Source organism: Leucobacter sp. GX0328 (assembly GCF_053567315.1).
The window spans coordinates 589,744-605,266 of record NZ_JBSGPC010000002.1 but is presented as its reverse complement, the minus strand read 5'-3'; the positions used below and the strand labels follow the sequence as shown (position 1 = coordinate 605,266).

Sequence of the window (15,523 nt, the reverse complement as noted above, 5' to 3'; positions counted from 1 at the left end):
ACTCTACGCCGGAAGGCTCTCGAGTTCGAAGGTCACGATGACGACGCGCCCCGCTTCGAGATGCCGAGCCTCCAAGCCCGCCCGTTTCGCCGCCGACAACGCCCACTCCGCGTTGCCGGCCCGACGAAACTCCAGTCGTACTTCGTCGCTCGGAATCCAATGGATCTCCGGAGCCCAGCAGGCCTCCTCGACCAGCACCCCGATCGCCTCGCGGCACCATTCGACGGGTCTGAGACGCGGATCACCGAGCTTCGCGAAGTCGCTCGGGCGGAACAGGGCGCGGCCCTCGCTCAGCAGGATCCGCGCCTCGGAAGGCTTCATTTCCAGGTTTCGATGTCGGGGATCTCGTCGACGATCGAAGTGGTGCAGGCAGACGAGCCCACGGTGTCTCCGACCTGCATGTTGGGGTAGTCATCCGTCGGCGCAACGAGCACTTCTCGTTGACCAATGAACTGCGCACGTTCGACGTCGAAGACCAGCTGTGTTTCGGTGTTCTCCAGCACCTCGAACGCCACGACCCGGGTGTCCGAGCCAGCCGTATCGAAGCTCAGATCGTCTTCCGAGAGCGCCACCATCCGCGCACCGGCTTGCTGAGAAAGCAGACGGAAGGCTTCCGCCCTGATCTCCCGCGGCATCACATTCGACAGGTAGGGGAACAGCGCGCGCGACAGTGTCTGCTCCGGCGTGAAATGAGAGTCCGGATAGAACTCGGCGAGCCCGTCCTCCCACTGCCGCAGGGCGACGCTCTCCAGCTCACTGGGATTCTCAGGAATCGTCACGCCAGCAAAGAACTGCCCCGGCGGCAGTATGGATTCCTGATATTCGCCAGGGGCGAGCGCCCGCTCGCCGTCGAACGGCACGGGAGACTCGGTATCGGGATACTCCCCGAAGACGACCTCTGTGTCGTACTTCGGGGAGAGGTGGAACACGGTCTCAGCCGAATCGTTATCCGGGACGTAGGCGGCCTGCTTTTCACTCACTCTCATCAACCCCGTCGGCGGATTTCCATCGGCGAACCCGTCGGCGGTGTACATAGGTGAGATTCCGGTGAGTTCGCAGCTCATCTTCAAGTACTGGCCCGGCTGCAACTCGGTACCGTCTGCGAGCGCTTCATCGGCGGCGCGCTGCAGCAGCTCGACCGCCTCGGCGTGCGACTCCTTCGGCGTCGCGGGGCCCAGCACCGGAGACAGCACCGGCGCGGGCGTCGCGACGAGGGCGACTCCGGCGAGGGCGCCCACTGCGACGACGCCGGCTCCAGTCCAGATCAGGCCGCGACGCCGACGGCGACTCCGGCGCGCCTGGGAACCGGCGCGGTGCGATCCCTGTGATGAAGCCTCGATGGTGCGCTCGAACGCGGCCAGGCCCCGAGCGAACTCGTCATCGCTCATCTCGGTCTCGGCGCCGCTGCGTGCAGAGCGGATCAGCCGCAGTTCGTCATCGTTCAGTCGTATATTCATGATCGTTCTCCGAAATGCGGACCGCATCCGCGTCGAGGATGTTGCGAAGGGCCCTGCGGGCCCGATTCAACCGAGACCACACGGTGCCCTCGGGAATGGCGAGCGCCTCGGCGATGCCCGAGGCGTCGAGGTCTGACCAGGCGGTCAGCGTGAGCACGTCGCGATCGCGTGCAGGAAGCGCCGCGATCGCGGATGAGATGCGCTCGATCGACGCATGGGCGTCCAGTCGGTCGTCGATGGCTTCGGCCGGGTCGTGCCCCGAGCGGTCGGTGCCGGCGCCGCCGAGCCCGCTCGCCCGCGCCACCGCCCGCCAGGCTGCGGTCTCCTCGCGCCGGCGCTTGCGGATGAGCCGCGTCGCGATGCCGAGCAGCCAGGGCAGGGCCGACTCCGCCACCGGGTCGAATGATCCGCGCCGCTGGAAGGCGACCAGCAGCGCTTCCGAAACGACATCGTCGGCGTGCTCGCGCCCGAGCCTCGACGCCGCGTAGCGGAACACCGCCCTGGCGTGGCGCCGGTAGAGTTCGCTGAACTCCTCGGGCCGATCCCTGGAGCGAATGATCACCTGCGCATCATTCGGCACGTGCGTCTGTCTCATACCTAGTATTGCTCCGAAGCGGCCCGACACTTCACGGCCGGGAATCCCGGGCGTGTCGCTTCATCGCGAGGTCGAGCACCATCAGCGCACCCGGTTCACCAGCCCGGAAAGCGCACCGTATACGGGTCCCAGCCCCGCGGTTCGAACGGTTCGCCGTCGAGTCGCACGCCGGGCCGCCGCGGGTCCTGAGCCGGGCCGACCATGCCGATCTCACGGAATCCCTCGGGGAGCACCGTGCCCGGCGGGAACGTTGCGAGGAGCCCGTGGTCTTCTCCCCCGGTGAGCATGGCAGCGACGGGCACTTGCGCACCCCGCTGCGCGCCGAATCCGGATTCGAGCAGGGCGGTATCGAGCACCACGTCGGCACGACTCGCGCGCGCCATGCGGGCTGCGTCGATCGAGAGGGAATCCGAGACGTCCATCATCGCTGTGGCACCGGCGTCTGCAGCCGCGGCACCGAGCCCGATCGGCGGAGCCGGAGCGAGCTGGGCCGCGAGCTCGGCCGGATGCGCGCGTTTCAGCTCGACCAGCGTGCGCGCGTGCGCCGTGCCATCGGCATCCGCCGCCTCGGCGAAGAGCAGCGACAGCCCCAGACCCGCGAGCCCCAGGTCGCCGGCGTAGGCGACGACATCGCCCGCGCGAGCGCCCGAGCGCAGCACCGGCGGTCGCCCCTCGAGCGCGCCCAGCGCAGTCACCGAGGCCATGACGACCGGTGCCGTACCGAGGTCGCCGCCCACGACACCGCATCCGGGCGCGAGTTCGCGGCAAGCAGCGTCGAGCCCCTCGGCGATGCGTTCGAGCAGCACTACGGGGGTATCCCGGGGCACGGCGAACGCCACGGTGAGCGCGATCGGGCGGGCCCCCATCGCGGCGACATCGGAGAGGTTGGTCGCCGCGAGCTTCCACCCCAGCTCGAACCCGTCGTGCCAGGCCCGCCTGAAGTCGGGCCCCTCGACCATGGTGTCGGTCGTCACGACGGTGCCGGCATCGGTGCTGATCACGGCGCAGTCGTCGCCCGGGCCCACCACCGCGGCATCCGCAGCGCCGAGCTTCGCGAGCACGCGCGCGAGCACGCCCGACTCCCCCAGGTCGCCCACGGCGACACCCGCATCGGGGCCTTGCAGGGGTTCGCTCTCCGCTTCGATTCGCACCTCTCCACGCTAGCGCGTGCGGGCACCGATCGGCGTCACGGCTGCGGCGCAGGCGGCCCGCGCTAGGCTGAATCCGTGACCATTCGACGCACCCGCTTCATCGCCGCAATCGCCGTCATCGCGGGGGGCGTGTCGCTTCTCGCCGGATGCGCCGGCGACGTGCCGATGGAGTCTGCGGAGAACTCGAACGACCCGGCATGCGCCGACGTCATCGTGCGACTGCCCGCGACGGTCGCCGAGCTCGACAAGCGCACCACGAACGCCCAGGCGACGGGCGCGTGGGGCGATCCGGCCGGCGTGCTGCTCTACTGCGGCATCGAGCCGACGGGCCCCACCACGCAGGAGTGCGTCAATGTGAACGGCGTCGACTGGATCGTCGATGACACCCGCGCCCCGCTCTACCGCTTCGAGGCGTACGGCCGCGAACCCGGCCTCCAGGTCGTCGTGGACTCCGAGAAGGCGAGCGGCACCGCCGCCGTGCTCGACCTCAGCGCGGTCGTCAAGCAGCTGCCCCAGGTGCGCCAGTGCACGAGCGTGAACGACACATTCGAGCTCGGCCCCGACGCCGGCTGACCCGGTACGCACCGCCCGCAATCGGCCCGCGCTCTCGGCGAACGCAGCCGGGCGCGCGAGCTCGCTCGGAGTTGCGAGCTCGTTCGGACGAAAACCGCCGAATTCATCCGAGCGAGCGCTCATCTCCGAATGAAGTAACGACGTGAGCGCGTCCGCCCGGAGTCGCGGGTCAGTGCGCGCGCGGCTTCTCGAGCGCGAGCTCGATGAGCTCGGTGATGAGGTCGGAGTAGGCGAGCCCGGATTCCTCCCACAGGCGCGGGTACATCGAGATCGGGGTGAAGCCCGGCATGGTGTTGATCTCGTTGAGCACCGGACCGTCGTCGGTGAGGAAGAAGTCGATGCGCGCGAGCCCGGCGCACTGCGCCGCCTCGAACGCGCGCATGGCGGCCTGCTGCACCGCGGCGAGTTCTTCCGGGGTGACGTCGGCGGGCAGCGCGAGCTCGACGCCCGAGGCTCCCAGGTACTTCGCCTCGAAGTCGTAGAACTCGCGGCCCGTGAATACGATCTCGCCGAGCACGGAGCTCGCGCGGGGCGCCGCCCCTGCGCGCCCTTCGAGCACCGCGATCTCGATCTCGCGGCCGGTGACCCCCGACTCGACGAGCACCATGCGGTCCTCCGCGAACGCGGTCTCGAGGGCTTCCGGCAGGCCCGATGGCTCGGTAACGCGGGTCACCCCGACCGAGGAGCCGGCGCGGGCGGGCTTGACGAAGAGGGGGTAGTCGAGGCCGGCGTCGAGGCCGGCGACGGCCGAGTCGCCCCGATCGAGCTCTTCACGGGTGATCATGCGCCACGGCGCCACCCGAATCCCCGAGGCCTGCAGCAGCGTCTTGACGGCGTGCTTGTCCATGCACAGCGCCGAACCGAGCACGCCGCTGCCCACATAAGGCAGGTCGACGAGGTCGAAGAGGCCCTGAATCGTGCCGTCCTCGCCGAACGGGCCGTGCAGCATCGGCAGCACCGCGTCGATATGGCCGAGGGATCGCACGGAGCCGTCCTCGTGCACGACGGTCAGCGCGTGCGCATCGACCGACGCCGGCCACAGCACGCGCGTGCCGTTGTCGACGACCTCGGGCAGCGCTCCCGCGTCGAGGCGGTAGTCGGCGAGGTCGTCCTCGCGCATCAGCACGGTCGCACCGCGCCGGGTGATGCCGACCGTGATGACGTCGAAGGCCTCGCGGTCGATGGCGCGCAGCACGCCGGCGGCGGTGACGCAGCTGATGCCGTGCTCGCTCGAACGGCCGCCGAACAGCAGCACGACGGTGCGTTTGCGGGGCGCGGCCCCGGTGACGGACGTGATCATTCTGCGGCTCCCCTCAAGCGTCCGAGCAGTGTGCGCCAGCGCCCGGGTTTCGCGACGTTGAGGCTCAGCTCGGGCTGCGGCACGTCGTCCTCGGTCGCGAGGTGCGGGCCGAGGTTCTTCGGCGGCATGCGGCCGTCGAGCACCATGCGCACCTGTTCGACGATCGGCATCGCGATGCCGCGCTCGTGCGCGATCTCGAGGATCGGGGCCACCGAAGTGATGCCCTCGGCGACCTGCTGCATCTGCTCGCGCGTCTCCTCCTGCGTATACCCCTGGCCGATGAGACGGCCGGCGGTGTTGTTGCGCGATAGCGGCGACTGGCAGGTGGTGATGAGGTCGCCGAGACCTGCGAGGCCCGAGAGCGTCGTCGGGTCGGCGCCCTGCCCGATCGCGAACTCCGTCATCTCGGCGAGGCCGCGTGTGATGATGGCGGCCTTCGTGTTCTCGCCGTAGCCGACGCCGTCGACGATGCCGATCGCGAGCGCGATGAGGTTCTTGAGCACGCCGCCGAGCTCGGTGCCGACGACGTCTGTGTTGACGTAGGTGCGGAAGTAGGGGGCCGAGGCCGCCGTCGCGATCTCCTGCGCCACATCGAGCGAGACGCACGATGCGACCGCGCCGGTCGGCTGCTCCTTGGCGATCTCGAGGGCGATGTTCGGGCCCGAGACGACGCCGACGCGCTCGGGGCCGACATCGAGCGTGTCCATGATGACCTCGGACATGCGCATGGTCGTCGTCTTCTCGACGCCCTTCACGAGGCTCACGAGCACGCTGCGGCGGTCGAGGTACGGCTCGATATCGAGCAGGTTCTGCCGCAGCGTCTGGCTCGGCACTGCGAGGAAGACGAGCCGTGCGCCCTTCAGCGCCTCGGCGAGGTCGGAGGTTCCGTGCAGCGAGCGGGGCAGGTTGATGCCCGGCAGATACTGCGAATTGCGCTTGGCGACGCGGATCTCGTTCGCGACCTCGGGGCGGCGCGCCCAGATGCGCACGTCGCAGCCCGCATCGCAGAGGATCTTCGCGAAGGTCGTGCCCCAGCTGCCGCCGCCGACGACGGCGACCTTGCGGCCGCGATTGCGCTTGCCGTTACCGGTGACGACGGGAATCGGGCGCGTATTCAAAAGCGCCCCGTCTCGCTCTGGTCGTGCTTGCTCGGATCCCACTGCTCGGACGGCGCGGGCTCGCCGCGCAGTTCGACGAGGAGTACGGTGATCGCGTCCATCAGCTCCTTCGACGCTTCGGTGACGACGCGCTGATCGAGCGGACGGCCCCGGTACTTGTCGAGATCGATCGGCTCGCCGACCGACACCTCGATGGTCTTGCGGGGAAAGGGGTGGATGCGCTTGCCGTAGCGCGGCATGAGCTTCTGAGTGCCCCAGTGGGCGACAGGGATCAACGGGATGCCCGACTCGATCGCGAGACGCACCGCGCCGCTCTTGCCGCGCATCGGCCACAGCTGCGGGTCTCGGGTGAGGCTGCCCTCGGGGTAGACGATCACGCCGGACTCCTGCGCGATGAGCTGGTTCGCGGCCCCCATGGGGCTCCCACCGCGCGCCGACCCCTGGCGCTCGACCGGGATCTGACCGGAACGGCGCATCGCCCAGCCGAGCACCGGGACCTTGAAGAGGCTGGCCTTCGCCATGAAGCGGGGCAGCCGGCCGAGATGCCAGACCGCGGCGCCCATGGCGATCGGGTCGATCTCGCTGTAATGGTTCGGGGCGAGGATGAACGGCCCGGTCTGCGGCAGCTTCGACGTGGGCGTGAAGCGGTAGCGCACCATCAGCGACCAGATCGGCAGGATCGCCGACGCGAGAAACCAGAACATCGACGGACGACGTTTCTCAGCAGATGGCCGACTGCGCAGCTTCACCGTGTGACTCATACCTCGATTATCCCGGAGCCGCGGCCTCCCGACTGCATATCCGCCGGGAGGCGCGGAATCCGAGAGATAATCCGAAGAACTCAGCCTTCGAAGACGAAATCTGCGCCGAGCTGCCGCAGCTTCTCGATGAAGTTCTCGTAGCCGCGCGAGATGATGCCGAGGTTCGTGACCTTCGTCTGCCCCTCGGCGGTGAGCCCGGCGATGAGGTAGCTGAAGCCGCCGCGCAGGTCGGGCACCTCGATCTCGGCGCCCGTGAGCGGCTTGGGGCCGGTGATGACCGCGGCCTGCTCGAACTCGCGGCGCTTCACGCGCCGGTTCGCATCAGCCAGGCCGTCTTCGTAGACCTGGATGTCGGCGCCCATCTTGTTGAGCGCGTCGGTGAAGCCGAAACGGTTCTCGTAGACGGTCTCGTGGATGGTCGAGACGCCCTGGGCCTGCGTGAGCGCGACCACGAGCGGCTGCTGCCAGTCGGTCATGAACCCCGGGTGCACATCGGTCTCGATGGTCACCGGCTTGAGGTCGCCGCCCGGGTGCCAGAAGCGGATGCCGTCGTCCTGCACATCGAAGTCGCCGCCGACCTTGCGGAAGACGTTGAGGAAGGTCATCATCTCTTCCTGCTGCGCGCCGCCGACGAACACGTCGCCCTTGGTGGCGAGGGCTGCGGAGGCCCAGCTCGCGGCCTCGTTGCGGTCGAAGATGGCGCGGTGGTCGTAACCGCGCAGCTCCTTGACGCCCTCGATGAAGATGACGCGGTTCGGCTCCACGTTGATGATCGCGCCCATCTTCTGCAGGATGCAGATGAGGTCGATGATCTCGGGCTCGATGGCCGCGTTGCGCAGCTCGGTCTGGCCCTCGGCGAGCACGCTCGTGAGCAGTACCTGCTCGGTCGCGCCGACCGACGGGTAGGGCAGCTCGATGTTGGCACCCTTGAGCCCGTTCGGGGCCGAGAGGCTGATGCCGCTCGGCAGCTTCTCGACGACGGCGCCGAACTTGCGCAGCGCGTCGAGATGGAAGTCGATCGGGCGGTCGCCGATGCGGCAGCCGCCGAGATCGGGGATGAACGCCTCTCCGAGCCGGTGCAGCAGCGGCCCGCAGAACAGGATCGGGATGCGCGATGAACCGGCATGGGCATCGATGTCGGCATGGTGCGCCGTCTCGACGTTCGACGGGTCGAAGCGCCACTCGCCGGGATCTTCGCCGCGCGTGATGAGCACGCCGTGCAGCGCGAGCAGACCGGCGACGACGCGGATGTCGGAGACGTTCGGCACATTGCGCAGCACGCTCGGGGTCTGTCCGAGCAGCGCCGCGACCATCGCCTTCGGTGCGAGGTTCTTCGCACCTCGGACCTCGATGCGCCCCTGCAGCGGGCGGCCGCCGTTGATGAGGATCTCATCGGAGGTCAGGCCCACGCGGGCTCCGGCCTTCTGCGCGTCCTGCTTCAGTCCGGCCTCGGGCAGCGCTGCTGCGTCTGCCTCGGGCTGCGCCTCGGTCTTCGTCTTCTCAGTCACTCGGCTCCTTGGGGAAGGGTGCTCGGCATCCAGTTCGGACGCCGCGCCTCGAAATCGGAGATCGCCTGCTCGTTGCGAAGCGTCAACGAGATATCGTCGAGCCCTTCGAGCAGGCGCCACCGCGTGTAATCATCAATCACGAACGGCACGGTTGTATTCCCGACCGTGACGGTGCGGTCTTCGAGGCTGACCGTCGCCTCGGCGCCGGGCACCGCATCCATCTCGGCCCAGAGCTTCTCGACGTCGGTCTCTGCGACCTGCGCCGCGAGCAGGCCCTGCTTGCCCGAGTTGCCGCGGAAGATGTCGGCGAAGCGTGCGGAGATGACGACTCTGAAGCCGTAGTCGCGCAGCGCCCAGACGGCGTGCTCGCGCGATGAGCCGGTGCCGAAGTCGGGGCCGGCGACGAGGATCTGCGCGTTCGCGTACGTGTCCTGGTTCAGCACGAACTCCGGGTCCTGGCGCCAGTGGTGGAACAGGGCGTCGTCGAAGCCGGTCTTGGTGACGCGCTTCAGGAAGACGGCGGGGATGATCTGGTCGGTATCGACGTTCGAGCGCTTGAGCGGCGCGGCGACGGCGGTGACGGTGGTGAACTTGTCCATGATTACGCTGCCTCTGCCTTCTCGGCGCCGGCCGCGCCTCCGTCTGCGTCGTGCGAGATGCCCCGCTCCGCGTCGTCCTGCAGATCCCATGGGCTCGAGAGCGTGCCGCGGATCGCGGTCGCCGCTGCCACCAGCGGCGAGACGAGGTGAGTACGGCCGCCCTTGCCCTGACGGCCTTCAAAATTGCGGTTCGATGTCGATGCGCAGCGCTCGCCCGGCGCCAATTGGTCGGGGTTCATGCCCAGGCACATCGAGCAGCCGGCGAAGCGCCATTCGCCGCCGAACTCCTCGACGATCTTGTCGATGCCCTCGGCCTCGGCCTCGAGTCGCACGCGGGCCGAGCCCGGAACGACCATGAGCCGTACGCTGTCGGCCTTCTTCTTGCCCTTGATGATGCTCGCGAAGGTACGCAGGTCGTCGAGGCGGCTGTTCGTGCAGGAGCCCATGAAGACCGCGTCGACCGCGATCTCCTTCATCGGCGTGCCCGCTTCGAGGTCCATGTATTCGAGCGCCCGCTCGGCGGCGGCGCGCTCATTGGCGTCGTCGATCTCCGCGGGGTTCGGGATGCGGTCGCTGAGCAGCACGCCCTGGCCCGGGTTCGTGCCCCAGGTGACGAAGGGCTCGAGCTCGGAGGCGTCGATGAACACTTCCTCGTCGAAGACGGCGCCCTCGTCGGTCGGCAGGGTCTTCCAGTATTCGACCGCCGCGTCCCAGTCGGCGCCCTTCGGTGCGGCCTCGCGGCCCTGCACGTAGTCGAAGGTCGTCTGGTCGGGAGCGACCATCCCCGCGCGGGCGCCCGCCTCGATCGACATGTTGCAGATCGTCATTCGGCCGTCCATCGACAGGCTCCGAATGGCCGAACCGCGGTACTCGAGCACATAGCCCTGGCCGCCGCCGGTGCCGATCTTCGCGATGACGGCGAGGATGATGTCCTTGGCCGTGACGCCGGGGCGCAGTTCTCCCTCGACGTTGATCGCCATGGTCTTGAAGGGCTTGAGCGGCAGCGTCTGCGTCGCCATGACGTGCTCGACCTCGCTCGTACCGATGCCGAAGGCCAGCGCGCCGAACGCGCCGTGGGTCGAGGTGTGGCTGTCGCCGCAGACGACCGTGATGCCCGGCATGGTGAGGCCGAGCTGCGGCCCGACGACGTGCACGATGCCCTGCTCCTTGTCCCCGAGCGGGTGGGCGCGCACGCCGAACTCCTCGACGTTCTTGCGCAGGGTGTCGATCTGCAGGCGGCTCGTCGGGTCCTCGATCTGACGCGTGATATTCAGCGTCGGAGTGTTGTGATCCTCCGTGGCGATCATGAGGTCGACGCGGCGCAGCGGGCGGTTCGCGACGCGGAGACCGTCGAAGGCCTGGGGGCTCGTCACCTCGTGGATGAGGTGGAGATCGATGTAGATCAGATCGGGGTTCTCGCCCTCGCCCTTCACGACGGTGTGCGCATCCCAGAGCTTTTCGGCCAGAGTGCGGGGCTTCGGTGAATCAGTCATTCGTGAGCTTCTCTATCTTCCGTTAACTTGCAGCGCGGTGCCGCACGCATGCGTGCGCCACCGCTCTTCGACCACGGCGAACCTCCGCGATGGGAGGGCCGAATCCGCTACTTCCCACCGCGGCAAGGAAGAAGAAGCTGCCTGCGATGCACAGCATCAGAGTCTAGCACCGGCGCCGTGCGCGGGTGCTGAGGGGACGGAGGCGCAGCGCGCCCCGCCCCTCGGAGCCGCCCGCGGTCAGTCGCGACCGCTGTCGCCGTCATTCTGCTCGGTCTCGTGCGCGCCGAAGTGCAGCTTCTCCCCCGACAGCGCCGCCTGCCTGCGCATCCGGACGACGCTCGCGATCGATGCGACCGCCATCGAGAGCACGATGAACCCGAGCGATACCCAGATGCTGATCTCGGGAATCCACGAGATCGGCTCGCCGCCGTTGATGAACGGCAGCGAGTTCTCGTGCAGCGCGTGCATGACGAGCTTCACTCCGATGAAGGCGAGGATCGCCGCGATGCCGTACTTCAGGTAGACGAGACGATCGAGCAGGCCGCCGAGCAGGAAGTAGAGCTGGCGCAGCCCCATGAGCGCGAACACGTTCGCGGTGAACACGATGAACGGGCTGCGGGTGATACCGAAGATCGCAGGGATCGAATCGAGCGCGAAGAGCAGGTCGGTCGTGCCGAGCGAGATGAAGACGAGCAGAAAGGGGGTCCACATCTTCTTGCCGTCGATGCGGGTGCTGAGCTTCCCTCCGTCGTACTCGTCGGTGATGGGCAGCACCTTCTTGAGCTGGCGGATGAGCCAGCTGTCGCCCGCGTTCTCGTCCTCGTTCGAGAAGACCTGCTGCCAGGCGGTCCAGATGAGCCAGGCGCCGAAGATGAAGAAGATCCACACGAACCGCTCGATGAGCGCGGCGCCGGCGAGGATGAAGACTCCGCGGAAGATGAGGGCGAGGATGATGCCGACCATGAGCACCCGCTGCTGATAGGCGTACGGCACCTTGAATGCGGCGAGGATCATCACGAAGACGAAGAGGTTGTCGATCGACAGGCTGTACTCGGTGAGCCAGCCGGCGAGGAACTCGGTGCCGTGCTGCACATCGCCGAGGACGAAGATGAGGCCGGCGAAGATCAGGGCGAGCAGCACGTAGAACCCGACCCACAGGCTGGCTTCGCGCATCGAGGGCACGTGCGGGCGTTTGATGATGAGCAGCAGGTCGAGGATCAGGATCGCCACGAGCGCGATCATGGACCCGACTTCGAACCAGAGCGGCAGTGCGGTGGACATACGGGGTGGTTTCTCCTTCGGCCGGCGCGGGGTGCGCGAATCGCCGAAGGTCTCTCCCCGATCGCCGCTCTCGCGACGCCGCTCGCACCGGCGGCACTTCCGAGTGCCGCGTACTGACGATGCTGAAGTTGACGGAATACTCCCCTTCGCCCGCACTACTATACCGGTTCCCGTCGAGCCCGAGAAGACGTCGGACCCCGCGACCATCGACACCCGCGACGCGTCCGGGTAGGTTCGAAGCATGGTGCAGCTCGACCGACGTCTCAATCGCCCGCACGCCGAGATCGCATACGCCGACTTGCGCACGGCTGCTCCCGAAACCGCCGTGTGCGCCGCTGTCGTACTGCTGCACGGCGCCGGCATGGATCACACGATGTGGTCGGTGCAGGCCGAGGCTCTGCGCGATGCCGGGTACCGCGTGATCGTGTGGGATATGCGCGGGCACGGTGCGTCTTCGCTCGCCGAGGCGACACCGTTCACGGGGCAGGACGCCCTGGCGGATCTCGACGGGCTGTTCGACGCCTGCGGGGTGCCCCGCGCGACGCTCGTCGGGCATTCGATCGGCGGCAACCTCGCCCAGGAGTACGCTCGGATGCACCCGGGGCGGGTGGCCGGCGTGGTCGCGGTCGACTCCACCTGGAACGCCGGACCCCTCACCGCGTTCGAACGGTTCGCGCTGCGGCTCGCCGCCCCGTCCCTGCGGCTGATCCCCGCGCGCACTCTGCCCGGTCTGATGGCCCGAGCCTCGGCCATCACCCCGGATGCGGTCGAGCGGACGGAGGCCGTCTTCGCGCGGATGCCGAAGCCGCGATTCCTCGAGGTGTGGGGCGCGGCGGTTTCGTTCGTCGCGCCCGACCCCGGCTACCGCTCGCCCGTGCCGCTCGCGCTGATCCGCGGCGAACAGGACGCGACGGGGAACATCGCGTCGGCGATGCGCGCCTGGGCGGAGTTCGAGGGCGTCGACGAGCACGTCGTCTCGAACGCCGGCCACATCGTCACCTGGGATGCGCCGGAGGCGACGACGGAGACGCTGCTCCGAGTACTGGGCGACGGGGAGGCGGCGTAGCGTAGGCGCACGCGAACCGCCGTCGCCGGCACCGGCTGCACCGGCAGTCAGCCGCGCAGCGCGTCGGCCAGTTCAGCGAGGCTCCCGAACTCTCCGTCGAATGCGTCGTCGCTGCTCGGCGGGTCGCCGACCGGTCGGGCCACGTAGGCCGTGCGCATGCCGATCGCGGCCGCCCCTCGCAGATCCCAGGCGTGCGCCGCCACCATCAGCACCTGTTCGGCGTCGAGCCCGGTCGCATCGAGCGCGAGACGATAGACCTCGGGGGCGGGCTTGTATGCCGCAGCGGCCGAGGCCGACAGGGCCCCCGACCACGCGAATCCGGCCCTGGACGCAAGCGCCTCGAGCGTGCCGGTCGTCGCGTTGGAGAGCCCGTGCACCGGGAGCAGCTCGGCGAGCCGGCGAACCCCCTCGACCGCATCGGGCCAGGGATCGAGCGCGGCCCCGACGCACGACAGCGGCGCCGCGGGAGCGTCGTCGATGGGCCGGGCATCGCCGAGCACGTGCGCAAGCGTCTCGGCTTCGAGCGCATCCGCGTCGACGAATCCGCGCCGGCCAGCCGCGATATCGCGCTGCGCCCGTGCGAGATACGCGTCCCACTCGTGCAGCGCCCGATCGATGTCGTCGCCGGAGCTTCCCGGCAGCTGCGCACGCAGGGTCGAGGCGATCGCGGCAGGCTCGTCGACGAGCGTGCCCAGCACATCGATCGCCACGGCGCGGATATCGTCGAATGCTGGCATGCGGGCCCCCGATCCTCTCCGAAGCATGTCCGAGCCACCCTAGGCGCGAACATCGGTCTTGGCTACCCTGCGCCGATCGCACAGCGCGCGACGGCCTCGGCTGCGCTACGCTTTTCACGCGTCTCCGTGACGGTGCCGGGCCGGCGCCCGCGGGTCGCGAGCCCCGACGAGCCCATCCCCGAACCTGAGGAGCACCCCTTGGCCGAGCGATTCGCAGCACCGATCGAACGCAGCACGAACCGCGGCCCGGGTGCGGCCTCGCGCACCCTCGCGGGCTTCATCTTCGCGAGCCGCTGGCTCCAGGCTCCGCTCTACCTCGGCCTCATCGTGGCCCAGGCGGTCTACGTGGTGCTGTTCTGCGTCGAGCTCTGGCATCTCGTGCACAATGCGATCCTCGAAGGCCACATCAGCGAGACCGAAGTGATGCTGAGCGTGCTCGCCCTCATCGACATCGTCATGATCGCGAATCTGCTCATCATGGTGATCATCGGCGGGTACGAGACCTTCGTCTCGAAGATTCGCGTCGACGGCCACCACGACGAGCCCGACTGGCTCTCGCACGTCAACGCGAACCTGCTGAAGGTGAAGCTCGCGATCTCGATCATCTCGATCTCGTCGATCCACCTGCTCAAGACCTTCATCGAGGTCGGCCGCATGAACGACGGCATCGTGCTCGACGCCTCGGGCAGGGTCATCTACTCGTCGCAGGGTGTGATGTGGGAGGTGCTGATCCACCTCGCCTTCATCGTGTCGGCGCTCGCCCTCGCCTGGATCGACAAGATGAGCAAGAGCGATCACGGCCACAGCAAGCACGAGGCCGTCACCGCCCAGTCCGATCAGGTCACGGCGGGCCAGGTCGAGGCCGAACTGATGACCCGCGAGCACGAAGCGCCCGCTGCCGACGCCGACGGGTTCATCACGGTGCGCCTCCCGGCCGGCACGCAGCTGCCCGACGGTGCGCGCATCGTACCCGAGCACCGCTAAGCTGGTTCCCGGCGCAGACCGCCCGACCGCCTCCGGTCGATTCGGTGCAGCGCCGACCACGCGCAAGTGGCGGAATTGGCAGACGCGCTGGATTTAGGTTCCAGTGTCTTCGGACGTGGGGGTTCAAGTCCCCCCTTGCGCACCACGATGCTCTTACTTAAACAAAAGATTTGAGAAAGAACATCGGGTGTTTTAAGAACAGCAAAGAACCTGCCGGAATCTCCGGCAGGTTCTTTGTTTTGAAGCCCGAACGCAGATGCAGCAACGCGGATCTCATGTTCGCCGAGGAATGCGAAAGCTTCAGAGAATCTTGGCTCAACCGTGGTTTCGAACTCGTGTGGGTCAAAGAACACATCAAGTCGGTCGAATATGAGCTGGTTAAGTATCCGCCGAATGTGTGGTGGTGACTTTTTGTAGCTCTGTGCGACGTTTTCGCACAGGTCAAGCGCCAAGGTAATTAGGTGCTCTATTTCCTTGAGGTCTTCAAGCTGAGCGTCGAGCGTTCTTGTAACTGAGGCAAGTTCGACTTCGAGTCGTTTCTGTTCGTCACGAAGTAGCTCGACTGGGATCGCATCGTTGTAGTGGGCTTCCAAGAGCTTCTGCTGTTTGCGTTCGATCTGACGCTTCTCAGTCTCTATGCGTTTGCGCTCTTCGCCCGCTGTCAAGTGTCGGGTTTGGTGGAGACTGATTTAGTTGTGTCGTGGTACTCAAAGCCGATGTTGCCGAAATCAAAGTCACCCTGCACGGCATCACAGAGATTTCCAACGAGCAGCAAGATGCGATTGATGGTCACGAGCAACGGCTAAAGACCCCCGAGACGAAAGCAGCCTAGGCTGGTGGCATACATAGTGAGCCGCGCGGGAATTCAATCTAAGTCGACTGTATGCGCACAATACACGG

The 15,523-nt window shown here is 67.5% G+C and carries 17 protein-coding genes and 1 tRNA gene; 6 read left to right on the top strand and 12 right to left on the bottom strand.

What is annotated here, in order from left to right; translation table 11 throughout:
• Window positions 1-3: 3 nt before the first annotated feature.
• From ACUYTF_RS11025 to thiL, 4 genes are all read right to left on the bottom strand, one after another.
• Window positions 4-321 carry a hypothetical protein gene (locus ACUYTF_RS11025; protein WP_449279828.1) on the bottom strand — a complete coding sequence of 106 codons (318 nt, stop codon included), beginning with the start codon at window positions 319-321 and terminating at the stop codon, window positions 4-6.
• Window positions 318-1,457, bottom strand: coding sequence for a hypothetical protein (locus ACUYTF_RS11020; protein ID WP_449279827.1), 1,140 nt, complete (start codon window positions 1,455-1,457; stop codon window positions 318-320). Before ACUYTF_RS11020 ends, ACUYTF_RS11025 begins: the two co-directional genes overlap by 4 nt.
• The gene (locus ACUYTF_RS11015) at window positions 1,435-2,052 is read right to left on the bottom strand and encodes an RNA polymerase sigma factor (RefSeq protein WP_449279826.1); all 618 of its coding nucleotides are present in this window, start codon (window positions 2,050-2,052) and stop codon (window positions 1,435-1,437) included. The genes ACUYTF_RS11020 and ACUYTF_RS11015 overlap by 23 nt, the downstream gene beginning before the upstream one ends.
• A 95-nt stretch (window positions 2,053-2,147) precedes the next feature.
• Window positions 2,148-3,203, bottom strand: a complete 1,056-nt coding sequence (gene thiL, locus ACUYTF_RS11010; RefSeq protein ID WP_449279825.1) for a thiamine-phosphate kinase — start codon at window positions 3,201-3,203, stop codon at window positions 2,148-2,150.
• Between the two features lie 75 nt (window positions 3,204-3,278).
• Between thiL and ACUYTF_RS11005 the strand changes: the two genes are divergently transcribed.
• Window positions 3,279-3,776: a DUF3515 family protein gene (locus tag ACUYTF_RS11005; protein ID WP_449279824.1), complete on the top strand. Its 498-nt coding sequence runs from the start codon at window positions 3,279-3,281 to the stop codon at window positions 3,774-3,776.
• Window positions 3,777-3,945: 169 nt separating this feature from the next.
• On the opposite strand, the gene ACUYTF_RS11000 is transcribed toward ACUYTF_RS11005, so the two are convergent.
• From ACUYTF_RS11000 to ACUYTF_RS10970, 7 genes are all read right to left on the bottom strand, one after another.
• Complete coding sequence (locus ACUYTF_RS11000; RefSeq protein ID WP_449279823.1) at window positions 3,946-5,076, bottom strand: D-alanine--D-alanine ligase family protein; 1,131 nt, start codon at window positions 5,074-5,076, stop codon at window positions 3,946-3,948.
• Window positions 5,073-6,194 carry an NAD(P)H-dependent glycerol-3-phosphate dehydrogenase gene (locus tag ACUYTF_RS10995; protein ID WP_449279822.1) on the bottom strand — a complete coding sequence of 374 codons (1,122 nt, stop codon included), beginning with the start codon at window positions 6,192-6,194 and terminating at the stop codon, window positions 5,073-5,075. Before ACUYTF_RS10995 ends, ACUYTF_RS11000 begins: the two co-directional genes overlap by 4 nt.
• The gene (locus ACUYTF_RS10990) at window positions 6,191-6,955 is read right to left on the bottom strand and encodes a lysophospholipid acyltransferase family protein (RefSeq protein WP_449279821.1); all 765 of its coding nucleotides are present in this window, start codon (window positions 6,953-6,955) and stop codon (window positions 6,191-6,193) included. The genes ACUYTF_RS10995 and ACUYTF_RS10990 overlap by 4 nt, the downstream gene beginning before the upstream one ends.
• 80 nt (window positions 6,956-7,035) lie before the next feature.
• Window positions 7,036-8,364, bottom strand: a complete 1,329-nt coding sequence (gene murA / locus ACUYTF_RS10985) for a UDP-N-acetylglucosamine 1-carboxyvinyltransferase (protein WP_434143942.1) — start codon at window positions 8,362-8,364, stop codon at window positions 7,036-7,038.
• Between the two features lie 95 nt (window positions 8,365-8,459).
• Window positions 8,460-9,062, bottom strand: coding sequence for a 3-isopropylmalate dehydratase small subunit (gene leuD, locus ACUYTF_RS10980; RefSeq protein ID WP_449279820.1), 603 nt, complete (start codon window positions 9,060-9,062; stop codon window positions 8,460-8,462).
• 2 nt (window positions 9,063-9,064) lie between these two features.
• Window positions 9,065-10,555, bottom strand: coding sequence for a 3-isopropylmalate dehydratase large subunit (gene leuC, locus ACUYTF_RS10975; protein ID WP_434143717.1), 1,491 nt, complete (start codon window positions 10,553-10,555; stop codon window positions 9,065-9,067).
• Between the two features lie 237 nt (window positions 10,556-10,792).
• Window positions 10,793-11,836, bottom strand: a complete 1,044-nt coding sequence (locus ACUYTF_RS10970; protein WP_449279819.1) for a TerC family protein — start codon at window positions 11,834-11,836, stop codon at window positions 10,793-10,795.
• Window positions 11,837-12,077: 241 nt separating this feature from the next.
• Between ACUYTF_RS10970 and ACUYTF_RS10965 the strand changes: the two genes are divergently transcribed.
• Window positions 12,078-12,902: an alpha/beta fold hydrolase gene (locus ACUYTF_RS10965; protein ID WP_449279818.1), complete on the top strand. Its 825-nt coding sequence runs from the start codon at window positions 12,078-12,080 to the stop codon at window positions 12,900-12,902.
• Window positions 12,903-12,949: 47 nt separating this feature from the next.
• On the opposite strand, the gene ACUYTF_RS10960 is transcribed toward ACUYTF_RS10965, so the two are convergent.
• Complete coding sequence (locus ACUYTF_RS10960; protein ID WP_449279817.1) at window positions 12,950-13,639, bottom strand: haloacid dehalogenase type II; 690 nt, start codon at window positions 13,637-13,639, stop codon at window positions 12,950-12,952.
• Between the two features lie 198 nt (window positions 13,640-13,837).
• Between ACUYTF_RS10960 and ACUYTF_RS10955 the strand changes: the two genes are divergently transcribed.
• The 4 genes from ACUYTF_RS10955 to ACUYTF_RS10940 all read left to right on the top strand — a co-directional run bounded on the left by ACUYTF_RS10955 (window position 13,838) and on the right by ACUYTF_RS10940 (window position 15,455).
• Entirely contained in the window at window positions 13,838-14,623 is a 786-nt protein-coding gene (locus ACUYTF_RS10955) for a TIGR00645 family protein (protein ID WP_449279816.1), read from the top strand.
• Between the two features lie 60 nt (window positions 14,624-14,683).
• A tRNA-Leu gene (locus ACUYTF_RS10950) sits at window positions 14,684-14,768 on the top strand.
• Between the two features lie 25 nt (window positions 14,769-14,793).
• Window positions 14,794-15,030: a hypothetical protein gene (locus ACUYTF_RS10945; RefSeq protein ID WP_449279815.1), complete on the top strand. Its 237-nt coding sequence runs from the start codon at window positions 14,794-14,796 to the stop codon at window positions 15,028-15,030.
• 293 nt (window positions 15,031-15,323) lie between these two features.
• Window positions 15,324-15,455, top strand: coding sequence for a hypothetical protein (locus tag ACUYTF_RS10940; RefSeq protein ID WP_449279814.1), 132 nt, complete (start codon window positions 15,324-15,326; stop codon window positions 15,453-15,455).
• Window positions 15,456-15,523: the final 68 nt, after the last annotated feature.

Bases quoted from the DNA above. Each gene is read 5' to 3' on its own strand.
- ACUYTF_RS11025 (WP_449279828.1), bottom strand. From the start codon at position 321: ATGAAGCCTTCCGAGGCGCGGATCCTGCTGAGCGAGGGCCGCGCCCTG.
- ACUYTF_RS11020 (WP_449279827.1), bottom strand. From the start codon at position 1,457: ATGAATATACGACTGAACGATGACGAACTGCGGCTGATCCGCTCTGCA.
- ACUYTF_RS11015 (WP_449279826.1), bottom strand. From the start codon at position 2,052: ATGAGACAGACGCACGTGCCGAATGATGCGCAGGTGATCATTCGCTCC.
- ACUYTF_RS11000 (WP_449279823.1), bottom strand. From the start codon at position 5,076: ATGATCACGTCCGTCACCGGGGCCGCGCCCCGCAAACGCACCGTCGTG.
- ACUYTF_RS10990 (WP_449279821.1), bottom strand. From the start codon at position 6,955: ATGAGTCACACGGTGAAGCTGCGCAGTCGGCCATCTGCTGAGAAACGT.
- leuD (WP_449279820.1), bottom strand. From the start codon at position 9,062: ATGGACAAGTTCACCACCGTCACCGCCGTCGCCGCGCCGCTCAAGCGC.
- leuC (WP_434143717.1), bottom strand. From the start codon at position 10,555: ATGACTGATTCACCGAAGCCCCGCACTCTGGCCGAAAAGCTCTGGGAT.
- ACUYTF_RS10970 (WP_449279819.1), bottom strand. From the start codon at position 11,836: ATGTCCACCGCACTGCCGCTCTGGTTCGAAGTCGGGTCCATGATCGCG.
- ACUYTF_RS10965 (WP_449279818.1), top strand. From the start codon at position 12,078: ATGGTGCAGCTCGACCGACGTCTCAATCGCCCGCACGCCGAGATCGCA.
- ACUYTF_RS10960 (WP_449279817.1), bottom strand. From the start codon at position 13,639: ATGCCAGCATTCGACGATATCCGCGCCGTGGCGATCGATGTGCTGGGC.